The sequence below is a fragment of the Geoalkalibacter sp. genome, from assembly GCF_030604225.1.
Lineage (GTDB): Bacteria > Desulfobacterota > Desulfuromonadia > Desulfuromonadales > Geoalkalibacteraceae > Geoalkalibacter.
Window position 1 is genome coordinate 1 of record NZ_JAUVWH010000107.1, and the last position, 11,251, is coordinate 11,251.

10 protein-coding genes and 1 riboswitch are annotated in these 11,251 nt (G+C 62.1%); of the genes, 6 read left to right on the forward strand and 4 right to left on the reverse strand.

Features of this window, described 5'->3' with window-relative positions; all coding sequences use genetic code 11:
• The 5 genes from QAT43_RS11450 to QAT43_RS11470 form a co-directional block, all read left to right on the forward strand.
• Positions 1–368, forward strand: a 368-nt coding sequence (locus QAT43_RS11450) for an aldehyde ferredoxin oxidoreductase C-terminal domain-containing protein (protein WP_305043210.1), incomplete at its 5' end; no start/stop codon positions are given.
• A gap of 105 nt (positions 369–473) precedes the next feature.
• A complete protein-coding gene (locus QAT43_RS11455; protein WP_305043211.1) occupies positions 474–698 on the forward strand; it encodes a MoaD/ThiS family protein in 225 nt (74 codons plus the stop codon).
• A gap of 1 nt (position 699) precedes the next feature.
• Positions 700–1,518 (forward strand): HesA/MoeB/ThiF family protein, encoded by an 819-nt coding sequence (locus QAT43_RS11460; RefSeq protein WP_305043212.1) that lies wholly within the window; start codon positions 700–702, stop codon positions 1,516–1,518.
• A gap of 114 nt (positions 1,519–1,632) precedes the next feature.
• The gene (locus tag QAT43_RS11465; protein WP_305043213.1) at positions 1,633–3,363 is read left to right on the forward strand and encodes an HsdM family class I SAM-dependent methyltransferase; all 1,731 of its coding nucleotides are present in this window, start codon (positions 1,633–1,635) and stop codon (positions 3,361–3,363) included.
• On the forward strand, positions 3,338–4,408 hold the full coding sequence (locus QAT43_RS11470; protein ID WP_305043214.1) for a BsuBI/PstI family type II restriction endonuclease: 1,071 nt from the start codon (positions 3,338–3,340) through the stop codon (positions 4,406–4,408). The genes QAT43_RS11465 and QAT43_RS11470 overlap by 26 nt, the downstream gene beginning before the upstream one ends.
• Before the next feature lie 113 nt (positions 4,409–4,521).
• On the opposite strand, the gene QAT43_RS11475 is transcribed toward QAT43_RS11470, so the two are convergent.
• The 4 genes from QAT43_RS11475 to QAT43_RS11490 form a co-directional block, all read right to left on the reverse strand.
• On the reverse strand, positions 4,522–6,030 hold the full coding sequence (locus QAT43_RS11475; RefSeq protein ID WP_305043215.1) for a sigma-54-dependent transcriptional regulator: 1,509 nt from the start codon (positions 6,028–6,030) through the stop codon (positions 4,522–4,524).
• 17 nt (positions 6,031–6,047) lie between these two features.
• Positions 6,048–7,694 (reverse strand): sensor histidine kinase, encoded by a 1,647-nt coding sequence (locus QAT43_RS11480; protein ID WP_305043216.1) that lies wholly within the window; start codon positions 7,692–7,694, stop codon positions 6,048–6,050.
• A 38-nt stretch (positions 7,695–7,732) separates the two neighbouring features.
• A complete protein-coding gene (locus tag QAT43_RS11485) occupies positions 7,733–8,881 on the reverse strand; it encodes an iron-containing alcohol dehydrogenase (protein WP_305043217.1) in 1,149 nt (382 codons plus the stop codon).
• Positions 8,882–8,987: 106 nt separating this feature from the next.
• Entirely contained in the window at positions 8,988–9,170 is a 183-nt protein-coding gene (locus QAT43_RS11490) for a ribbon-helix-helix protein, CopG family (RefSeq protein ID WP_305043218.1), read from the reverse strand.
• Between the two features lie 600 nt (positions 9,171–9,770).
• On the opposite strand from QAT43_RS11490, the gene QAT43_RS11495 reads away from it, so the two are divergent.
• Positions 9,771–10,934: an iron-containing alcohol dehydrogenase gene (locus QAT43_RS11495; protein WP_305043219.1), complete on the forward strand. Its 1,164-nt coding sequence runs from the start codon at positions 9,771–9,773 to the stop codon at positions 10,932–10,934.
• Positions 10,935–10,977: 43 nt separating this feature from the next.
• A riboswitch (molybdenum cofactor riboswitch) is annotated at positions 10,978–11,095 on the forward strand.
• The last annotated feature ends 156 nt before the right edge of the window (positions 11,096–11,251 follow it).

Genomic DNA, 11,251 nt, shown 5'->3' on the forward strand with positions numbered 1-11,251 from the left:
GCGGCGACGTGGATCCCCTCAAGAAAGAGGGTCAGGTGGAGCTCTCGCGCAACCTGCAGATCGCCACGGCCGCCGTTGATTCCACCGGCCTGTGCCTGTTCGTCGCCTTTCCGGTGCTCGACATCCCCGAGGCCCTGGTGGCCATCGTCGAGATGATCAACGCGCGCTTTGGTTTGAGCCTCACCGGCGATGACGTGACGGCTTTGGGCATCTCGATCCTCAAGACCGAGCACGCCTTCAACCTGGCCGCCGGCATCACCAGCGCCCACGACCGGCTGCCCGAGTTTTTCGTCACCGAGCCGGTGCCGCCGCACAACGCGGTGTGGGACTTCACCGACGCCGAAATTGACGAATTCTGGAATTTCTAGGATGATGGAACAAACGTCGGGGTGATGAATCCCGAGCCTGCTCAACCCCATACGCCCGCCGGTCGCTCCCTGGCCGGCGGGCGTTTCTTTCCGAGGAGACACCCCATGAAGGTTCTCATCAAACTCTTCGCCACCTTCCGCAACGAGCGCTTCAAGCAGGCCGAAAAGGAACTGCCGCCTGGCACCAGCATCCGCCAGGTGGTGGCGCAGCTGGAAATCGCCGAGGAGGCCCTCGGCATGGTCATGCTCAACGGCCGCCACGCGCCGCTGGAGAGCGAACTGCACGAGGGCGACACCCTGTCCCTCTTTCCGCTGGTGGGAGGAGGCTGAGATGAACGAGCTGCTGGAATTCGTCCGCGGGCAGGCTAAAGGTGATCTGGTTCCCTGGGAAGCGCAGGAGGAGGCGGCGCGGCGCTTCGGCCGCTCCCTGGCGCAGGTGGAAGGCCTGCTGCTTGAGGCGCAACTGCTGCCCGCCCGCTACCAACGCAACCGCCAGGGCATCAGCACCGCGCAGCAGCTCCGGCTGCATCGCGCGCGGGTGGCGGTCATCGGCTGCGGCGGCCTGGGCGGCTACATCATCGAGGAACTGGCGCGCCTCGGCGTGGGCACCATCGTCGCCATCGACCCCGATGTGTTCGAGGAGCACAATCTTAATCGCCAGTTGCTCAGCGCCCCGGCGCGCCTCGGCCAGGCCAAGAGCGAAGCGGCCCTGGCGCGGGTCGCCGAGATCAACCCGGCGGTGACCCTGGTGGCACTGCAGCAGGCCTTCGGCCGCGACAACGGCGCCGAACTGCTTCAGGGCTGCGCTCTCGCAATCGATGCCCTCGACAACATCCGCGTGCGCCTGGAACTGGCCGAGGTCTGCGACCGCCTCGCCATCCCCATGGTGCACGGCGCCATCGCCGGCTGGTACGGTCAGGTCTTCACCCAGTTTCCCGGCGAGGATCACCTGCAGCGCATCTACGCCCACGGCGTCGACGGCAAGGGCGCGGAAAAGACCCTCGGCAATCCCTCCTTCACCCCGGCCCTGGTGGCCAGCCTCGAAGTCGCCGAGGCGTGCAAGATCCTCATCGGCGTCGGCGAGCCCCTGCGCGGCCGCAAGCTGATTATCGACCTGCTCGACATGGAGTTGCAGGTCGTGCCGCTGTAAAAACCCATCTAACCGCGGATGAACGCGGAAAGGGCGTGATCAGGGCGAATGAGTGATTTCTATAATCAGTGATTTTCTGTTGCCGAGTCCGACCTCGCAGGCTAATCTAGCGGCATGGAGGAAAGGGTAAATCACTACTTAAACGCACGTCACCGAGCGCGCAAGCTTGCGGGTCAACATGCGGACCAGCTCGGATTCGCGCGCAAATTTCTTGCAGGCCTACTGCTTTCCTATTTTCCATCTGCAACACCGCCCCCTGTCCCCCCCTTGACAAATAAACTCGCCATGGAATTGGGGTTTATTGCGCAAGGCTTGGACCCACAGATGGCGGCCTACCTCATCAGCACAACCTACACAGTTATGCTTCCCCCGGACTACCGCGGAAAATATGGTGTTTTTTACACTCCGCCCGCACTGGTCGGGAGGTTGCTGGATTTAGCTCAAAAATCAGGTATTGACTGGTCAACGGCACAGGTTCTCGATCCCGCATGTGGTGGTGGTGCGTTTCTCGCCCCTGTTGCCCAACGCATGCGCACATCCCTTTCCCATTTATCTCCGCAGGATCGGATAGGCCACATAGAAAAACACTTGGCAGGCATGGAGATCGATCCTTTTAGTGCATGGATGTCTCAGGTTTTCGTTGAAATAGCGCTCAAGGACGACATCGCCTGCACAGGTCGCCGCATGAGGGATGTCATCGAAATCCGCGACAGCCTCAAAACTGATGAAAACCACTTCGCTCGTTTCGACCTAGTGGTCGGCAATCCCCCCTATGGCCGGATAAAGCTCAGCGGAGAAGAACGAGAAAAATGGAGAAGAAGTCTTTTCGGGCACGCCAACCAATACGGCTTGTTTTCCGATCTAGCCACCCGGCTGGTACGTCCGGGAGGGACCATCGCATACGTAACGCCCACCAGTTTTCTGGGTGGGCAGTATTTTCAGGCTTTGCGTAAGCTACTGAGCAGCAAAACGCCGCCCATAGCCATCGATTTCATCGCGCACCGGGAAGGTGTCTTCGACGACGCCCTGCAGGAAGCCTTAATTGCTGTATATAAAAAAAGCAACACGGCTGCACCGATTCGCGTCAGCTATCTGTCGCTCATGGAAACGGGGAAAATTGCTGTTCAAGAGAACGGGACCTATTCTTTGCCGGACAACCCAGGGGCCCCCTGGATTCTGCCGCGCAACCCCGAACAGTCCCGACTAGCGACACTGGCGAGACACCTCCCAACCCGGCTGGCTGATCTGGGCTACACGGTTTCCACCGGCCCGTTGGTTTGGAACCGACACAAGGAAAAACTATTAGCCATTAGAGAAAAAGGGGCCGTCCCTCTTGTCTGGGCCGAATGTATCGACCAGGAAGGGACCGGAACATTCACCTTCAAGGCGACGGGCCGCAATCACGTCCCTTGGTACATGCCAACCCATTCCAGTGATGCGAACCTGGTCAGAAAGGGCTGTGTATTGCTTCAACGCACAACATCCCTTGAGCAGTCTCGCCGGCTCATCGCCGCCGAATTATCGCAAGAGTTTATCGACCAATACGGCGGTGCCGTCACCGTTGAAAACCATTTGAACATGGTTCGACCGATCCCATCCCAAAAGCCTTTGGTGTCGCTGAGCGCAATCGTGGCGCTACTTAACAGTTATACAGTCGACCAGATCTTTCGTTGCATTAATGGGTCTGCCGCTGTTTCCGCCTACGAATTGGAAGCCATGCCGCTGCCCTCCCCCAAGGAATGCAAAAAGCTTGAAAGCATGCTGGCTTGCGGGGCTGCCAGGAGTGATATGGAACAGGCCATCAAGGAGATGTATTGCAATGTTCGCCTTAGCGCCGCTGCCTGAAATAGCCGAGATCCAAAGGCGTCTTGAATTCATTTTCCCTGAAGGGATAGCTGACCGCCCCTATGTCACCCGCGAGTCCACAGCCAAGACAGTTTTCGTGATGCTCTACGTCGACGCGGTTCAAGGGCGGGAATTCTACCTTTCTCCTCAACATGTTTATCGATTCACCCAACAACAATGCGCCTTCCAGGACGAGTCCAGCCGTCGGCTCTACCGTGAAAGCTGCACCAAAAACAACTATGTCCCTGCGGGTGACAGATGGTACGCGGACAACTCCAGGGAACAGATTCGCGATGAAAATTTGAGAGACGGTCTTGTCTCCAAGGGCGCGGTCATTGTCGACAGCTCGGTGCCGACGACCAGCAATAAAGGTCGCTATGCTTTGCGTGAGCATTTTGCCCGGCTCTTTCTGTTACCTGAAACTGCATTCGAGGAAGAGGCCGGCGACTGGCAAAACCATTATTTGTCTCCCGCTGAACTCGCCAGGGTGCGCATCATGCGCGAACGGTCCGCCGCAACGGATGCCGTCCCGGTCACCATGCCGAACGGAGAACGGCGAAATCTCGCGACCGGTGGCAGTTCGCTGATCGCCAAAGCCGTGATTGAGGACTTCGCGCCGCGATTTCTTCTGCAACCCGCGGTTCTTTGGCTCAGCGAAAGCGGAAACCATGTGGTTCTTCAAGATGATCGACTGATGCGCGATTTGGGCCTGCCCATCGATCAACAGCGCCTTCTTCCGGATATGGTACTTGCCGATCTTGGCCGCGAGCATACGCTGCTGGTTTTCGTGGAGATCGTCTACTCGGACGGGCCAATGACAGAGGCAAGAAAAGCAGAGATTCTCAGAATGACTGAAGAGGCCGGATATACGAGAAGAAATGTCGCTTTTGTCTCGGCCTTTGAGCAAAGAAACGCCGCCCCCCTCAAAAAGCGCTTTTCGGGCATCGCCGTCGACAGCCTTATCTGGTGCATGGCCGAGCCCGGCCTTCTCATCTGGCTCGGCGAAACCCAAGAGCTGCCGTTTTCGCCAAGGGAGTGGCCTTGAAGACATTGTAGCCGCAAATGAACGCGGAAAGGGCGGGATCAGGGCGGATCCAGTCAAATCCTGACGGGTTGAATCCGCCTTGATCCTGAAAATCCGCACCCCCCAGCCTTTGCCTATGATCCTTTGCGCAGACCGTATTTGTTGATTTTGCGATGCAGGGTGTTGCGGCCGATGCCGAGTTGGCGGGCCGCGGCGGAGATGTTCCAGCGACTGAGGTCGAGGGCGGCGCGGAGGGCGGCGATTTCCGTGGCTTGCAGATCGCGGTGCCGGGTTGCGTCCGATTCCGGCCGGCCGGTGAGTTGGCGCAGCAGGGCCGCGAACTCCTCGACCCGGCCAAGCAGTTCCGCGAGGTTTTCCGGCGACCAGCGCGCCAATTCCTCTCGCCCCCCGAACCAGCCCGAAAGATCCTTCGGGGGGTCCGCGACCACGCCGACAGGCCCGGCGGCACCGCCTTCGGCCAAGGGCAGTAAGCGGCCGAGATGCTGGGGCAGGATGGTCGTGCCGCCGCACAGGGCGGCGGCGCGGCGCAGCACATTGATCAGTTCGCGGATGTTGCCGGGCCAGGCATGGGCCTGGAGTTGGGCGAGCACCGCCGGCGACAGGGCGAGGCCGGGGTGGTTCTGCTGCAGGAAGAACTCGGCCAGGTCGGGGATGTCCTCGCGCCGCTCGGCGAGGCTGGGCAGTTCCAGGCGCACCACGTTGAGCCGGTAGAAGAGATCCTCGCGAAAGGACTTTCCGCGCACCGCCTCTTCCAGATCGACGTTGCTCGCCGAAATCAGCCGCACGTTGCTTCGCACCGGCTTCTCGCCGCCGACCCGCATGAATTCACCCGATTCCAGCACCCGCAGCAGCTTGACCTGAATGGCCGGGCTGGCATCGCCGATCTCGTCGAGAAACAGGGTGCCGCGATGGGCCAGCTCGAAAATCCCCCGGCGCAGGCCGGCGGCGCCGGTGAAGGAGCCGCGCTCGTGGCCGAACAACTCGCTCTCCAGCATGTTTTCGGGCAGGGCCGCGCAGTTGATGGGGAAAAACGCCTGGTCGGCGCGCGTCGAGGCGGCATGGATGAAGCGCGCCAGCACCTCCTTGCCGCAGCCGGTCTTGCCCTGGATGAGCACATTGATGTTCTTGCCGGCGACCTTGTAGGCCAGGGACAACAGCCGCCGCATGACCGCCGAGCGCCCCACCTGAAAACCCACGGCACGGGCGATCTCGGCCCAATCCTCGTCCCCCGCCCCGTCCGCCACGCGCCGGCCGTGGCTGGCGGCCTTGTGGATGAGCTGCTCGATCTCGGCGATGTCGTCGAAGGGTTTCTCCACGTATTCGTAAGCGCCCATCTGCATGGCGCTCACCGCCGTCTTGATGGTGCTGAAGCCGGTCATGATGATGACTTCGCACGCCGGCTGCCGGGCCTTGATCTGGCGCAACAGACTCAGGCCGTCCGTGTCGGGCAGCTTGAGATCCACCATCGCCACCTGAAACGCCCCCTCGCGCAGCGCCGAGAGGGTTTCCGCCTCGTTGGTCGCGGTGCTCACCGCGTAGCCCTTGCGCGTCAGCAGGCGCCGCAGAAAATTGCAGACGTCCGCCTCGTCGTCGACGATCAGCACCCCTGTCGCGTCCGCCATCCTCATCGCTCGACCTCTCAGTCCGCCGGCAGCAGCAGGGAAAAGGTGCTGCCCTCGCCCGGCACGCTCTCGACCTCGATGCGCCCGTGGTGCGTCTCGGCAATGCCCAGACTCACCGAGAGACCCAGCCCCGTGCCCTTGCTCGCTTCCTTGCTGGTGAAAAAGGGCGTGAAAATCTTCTGCCGGTTTTCCGGGGCGATGCCGATGCCGTTGTCCTTCACGCTGATGCAGGCCCAGCGCCGGCCATCCTTGTCCAGCAGCCGCGAGGTGACGACGATGATTTTTTCGCGGTCGGTCAGGCCGTTGAGGGCGTCGCGGGCATTGACCAGAAAATTGGTGAGAACCTGCTGAATCTGCTGGCCGTTGGCCGGCACCGGCGGCAAGGCGGGGTCGAGGGCATCGACGATGCGGATCTGGCTGCGGTTGATCTGATATTTGATGAGGCTCAGCACCCGCCGCGCCTCGGCGTTGAGATCCGTCTCCGCCATGGGCACCTGATCCTGGCGGGAAAAGGTCAGCAGGTTCTGGATGATGCGCTTGCAGCGCAACCCGCACTGGATGATGTCGGCCAGGCCTTCGGCCGCTCCTTCCTGGCCTTCGAGATCCCGCGCCAGCATCTGCGCCGTGCCGATGATCACCGTCATGGGGCTGTTGAGCTCGTGGGCCACGCCCGCCGCCATTTCGCCGATGGCCGCGAGCTTGGCCGAATGCACCAGTTGCGCCTCCATCTTGGTCTTTTTCGTGACATCCTTCATGAACAAGGTGATCGCCACCACCTGCCCCTCTTCGTTGCAGACCGGGTAGTAGGAGATGTCGAAGATGTTGCCGGCAGTCGTCTGGGTGCGGTGGTGGAACGGCCGGGCCTGGCGCTTGACGTCCTCCACCGGACACTCGCGGCACGGCTCGGGCAGACCGTGGAGGCGCTCATGGCATTTGCCGCCGAGGCCGCGCAGCCAGTTAACCATCATGTCCTCGGGCAGCCGATTGTTGTGCAAGAGCACGTTGTAGTCGGCATCGATGAGCACGATGGGATCGGTCACGGCGCGAAAGGTTTCCTCCCACTCCTTCTTGGCGCGGAACACTTCCTTGTAGAGGCGCGCGTTCTTGATGCTGATCGCCAACTGGTCGGCCAGATGCTGCACGAAGCGCAACTCAGCCTCGCTGTAGGCATCGGCGGCGATGCTGCCGACCAGCAACACGCCGATCACCTCGCTGCGCTCGATGACCGGGGCCGCCGCGAGGGAGTGGAGGGGCGAGGGGTAGGAGTCATTGTGCCGCAGGTGCGACTGGTAGCTGGGCCGCGGATCGAAAATCCCCGCCTGCCGGGTGCGGATCACCTGCCAGGAGAGGGCATGCTCGGGCAGGACACCGGCCTCCAGGAAATCGCGCGGCACCATGGACTGGAGCACCAACTGATCGTTCGCCAGGGTCGCCAGTCCCAGAAAATCGCAGGGCAGCGCCTGGGGCAGCTTGGCGAAGGCGCGCTCGAGGAGGTCCTCCAGGGACATGTCGATGTTCATGTCATGCACCAGCTGCTGCAAGACTTCCAGCCGGCTGTTCTGCTTGAGGATTTCGGCGTTGCGCTGCTTGAGCTCCAGATAATAGTTGAGCTTGGAGGAGTTCACTCCGGTCAGTTGCTCAAGCAGCAAATTTTTCTCGTCCATGCGCCCCTGCTCTTTCCCGCCCGCGATCCGCGTCCGCTTCACAGCGCCCGGCGGAAGATAGCCTCGATGTCCGCGCCGCTCGCCTCGCGGGGATTGGTCACCAGGCAGGCGTCGCGCAAGGCGTTGCGGCTCAACGCGGGAATCACCGCCTCGTTCAGGCCCAGGGCGGCCAACCCCTGATCCAGGCCGATGTCGGCCAGCAGTTCGCGCACCGCATCCACCGCCAGGGCGCCGCCGCGCAGCGGATCGCTGCCGCGCACGTCCTTGCCCAGGGCCGACGCCAGCTGGCGAAAGCGCTGCGGGCAGGACGGCAGGTTGAATTCCATGACGTGGGGCAGCAAGGCGGCGTTGCTCTCGCCGTGATGCTGGTCGAGCTGGCCGTCGACCTGATGGGTCATGGCGTGGGTCGCGCCGAGAATCGCATTGGAAAAGGCGATGCCCGCCGAGAGGCTGGCCATGGCCATGTGGGTATTGGCTTCCATATCGTCGCGGTCGGCCACCGCCCGGCGCAGGTAGCGCGAAATCAGCTCGACGGCCTTCAGGGCGTGGATTTCCGTAAGGTGCGTGCTGGCCAGGGACACATAGGATTCGATGCCGTGGGTCAGGGCGTCGACACCCGTGGCAGCGGCCAGGTGGCGGTCCTTGGTGCGCAGCAGCTCGGGATCGACGATGGCGATGTCGGGCACCAGGGATTTGGAGATGATGGACATCTTCAGGCGCCGCTCGCTGTCGAGGATGATGGCGAACTGGCTGACCTCCGATCCGGCCCCGGCGGTGCTGGGTACGCTGACCATGGGCGGCAGGGGCCGGGTGATGCGGTTGATGCCCTCATAGTCGCGGGTCTTTCCGCCGTTGGTGACCAGGATCGCCACGGCCTTGGCGACATCCGTGGGGCTGCCGCCGCCCACGGCGACGATGGCGTCGCAGCCCGCGGCCAGGTAATGGGCCGCGCCCTCGGTGACTTCCCCATCCTTGGGATTGGTGGTCAGGGCGGAAAACACCGAGGTCTTGAGCCCGACGGCGTGCAGATAATGCAGGGCTTTCTCCACCCAGCCGGCGCGGATCACGCCATCGTCGCTCACCACGAACACCTTGGACGCCCCCAGGCGCCGGGCGCTTTCGCCGACCTGGCTAAGGGACCCGCAGCCGAAAATGATTTCCGGCGTAACGAACTTGCTGATATTCACGAAAGTCCTGCTCCCCGTCTCCCTCGATTTTGCCGAACCGCCCCTCATGTTACACCAGCTTGGGGCAACCGATCCACCCTGGAACACCAAGGGGGCGGGGCCGATCTCACCGGCGGCTTTCGCGCAGGGACGGGCCGCCGCCCTCGTAGAGGGCGCGGAAGGCATCGCGCATGACCTCCGAGGCGTTTTGGCTGGTACGTTCCATGATCTGGCGGACAGATTCCATCTCGCGATCGGAAATCCGCACGGAGAGGATATTGGTTTTGCGTTGCGCTTTCCTGGTTCCCATCGTCACGCCTCCTTGGTCTTTCTCGGGGGAATTTTCCTGGACCGCCGCGACCCTTGACGCGGCCCCGTCGGTCTAGATTTCAAGATGGATACCAATTGCGTTTACGTCATCATCCAAATATCCCTGCACAGAACAAAAGCTTTAAGACCTGTCCACCGCCAAGAGCGCTGAGTACGCCAAGGATAGGTCCATGGAAAAATCCTGAAACCTCGGCGTCCTCCACGCCCTCGGCGGTGAAGCTTGAGCTTTTCCGGAACCGATTGCGCCAGCGAAGCGTGCCATTTTGGCGCACTTCCTGCCCCAATTTGGAACACCAGATCCAAAACAGTACAGCCGTATTTTCAGCCGCAAGCAAAAGAACCTGGTTGCGCCATGGCGTCTACACATCCACGCAAGCCTTGATGTTTACGGCACTTGACCGGTCTTCGCGGGCCTCGATGATGGATAAACCTCGTTCTAAATCCCCTTGGTACGGGACTTGCCATTGACGTCTACAGCACCGCCAAGGCGCTCAACCCCAAGGTGAGAGCCCGGGCCGGCCGGTTCTCACCCCCTGAGTTGCTCAGGGCATCCATCAATGATTCGAGGAGGAAACATCCAATGGCAATCGGCGAACAGACTTTCGGTTTCTTCATCCCCACCGTCTCTCTCATGGGCGTCGGCTCGTCCAAGGAAGCCGGCGAGCAGGTCAAGGCCCTGGGCGCGAAAAAAGCCCTCATCGTCACCGACAAGGGCATCAGCGGCATCGGCATGGCCGAGCAGATCAAGCAGCAGGTGGAAAAAGCCGGCGTGCAGGCGGTCATCTTCGACGGCGCCGAGCCCAACCCCACGGACAAGAACGTGCATGACGGCGTCAAGGTCTATCAGGATAGCAAGTGCGATTCCATCATCTCCCTGGGCGGCGGCAGCTCCCACGACTGCGCCAAGGGCGTGGGCCTGGTGATCGGCAACGGCGGCAACATCCGCGACTTTGAAGGCGTCAACAAAAGCACCAAGCCCATGCCGCCCTTCGTCGCCATCAACACCACCGCCGGCACCGCCTCGGAAATGACCCGCTTCTGCATCATCACCAACACCGACACCAAGGTGAAAATGGCCATCGTCGACTGGCGCTGCACCCCCAACATCGCCATCAACGACCCGGTGCTCATGGTCGGCAAGCCCGCGGCCCTGACCGCCGCCACCGGCATGGATGCGCTGACCCACGCCGTGGAGGCCTACGTCTCCACCATCGCCACCCCCATCACCGACGCCTGCGCCATCAAGGCCATGGAACTGATCAGCGACTGGCTGCGCCCCGCCGTGGCCAACGGCAAGAACCTCGAAGCCCGCGACAAGATGGCCTACGCCGAGTACCTGGCGGGCATGGCCTTCAACAACGCCAGCCTCGGCTACGTGCATGCCATGGCCCATCAGCTGGGCGGCTTCTACAACCTGCCCCACGGGGTGTGCAACGCCATCCTGCTGCCCGCGGTCTGCGAATTCAACATGATTTCCAATCCGCAGCGCTTCGCCGACATCGCCGTGGCCCTGGGCGAGGACATCACCGGCCTCTCCACGGTGGATGCCGCCGAAGTCGGCATCGCCGCCATCCGCCGCCTGTCCTCGGACATCGGCATCCCCTCCGGCCTCAGCGAACTCGGCGTCAAGGAGACCGATCTGCGCATCATGGCCGAAAACGCCATGAAGGACGCCTGCATGCTGACCAACCCCCGCACCGCCACCCTCGATTGCGTGGTGGGCATCTTCAAGGCCGCCATGTAAGGCCGGGCTTTTTCCTGAAGACACAAAGGCCCCGCTCGCCGGGGCCTCAGTCATTCTCCGAGCCGACCGGCCTAAGGGCGCGCGCCTAGGGTTGTCGGCCATTGGGTTGCGCTGGAAACGGCGCCGCCTCCCTTTCGGAAAGGAGACAACTTGATCTGTCACCCTGACGACCAGGAAAGGGAGTTCCACCCATGAACAAGATCTACCGCGTCAACATGACCAACCTGACCACCTCCGTGGAAGACTGCCCGGCCGCCTGGGCGGGTCTGGGCGGCCGCGGCCTGACCTCGGCCATCGTCGCCGCCGAAGTGCCTCCC

Bases quoted from the DNA above. Each gene is read 5' to 3' on its own strand.
- QAT43_RS11465 (WP_305043213.1), top strand. From the start codon at position 1,633: ATGGAGGAAAGGGTAAATCACTACTTAAACGCACGTCACCGAGCGCGC.
- QAT43_RS11475 (WP_305043215.1), bottom strand. From the start codon at position 6,030: ATGGCGGACGCGACAGGGGTGCTGATCGTCGACGACGAGGCGGACGTC.
- QAT43_RS11490 (WP_305043218.1), bottom strand. From the start codon at position 9,170: ATGGGAACCAGGAAAGCGCAACGCAAAACCAATATCCTCTCCGTGCGG.
- QAT43_RS11460 (WP_305043212.1), top strand. From the start codon at position 700: ATGAACGAGCTGCTGGAATTCGTCCGCGGGCAGGCTAAAGGTGATCTG.
- QAT43_RS11495 (WP_305043219.1), top strand. From the start codon at position 9,771: ATGGCAATCGGCGAACAGACTTTCGGTTTCTTCATCCCCACCGTCTCT.
- QAT43_RS11470 (WP_305043214.1), top strand. From the start codon at position 3,338: ATGTTCGCCTTAGCGCCGCTGCCTGAAATAGCCGAGATCCAAAGGCGT.
- QAT43_RS11455 (WP_305043211.1), top strand. From the start codon at position 474: ATGAAGGTTCTCATCAAACTCTTCGCCACCTTCCGCAACGAGCGCTTC.
- QAT43_RS11480 (WP_305043216.1), bottom strand. From the start codon at position 7,694: ATGGACGAGAAAAATTTGCTGCTTGAGCAACTGACCGGAGTGAACTCC.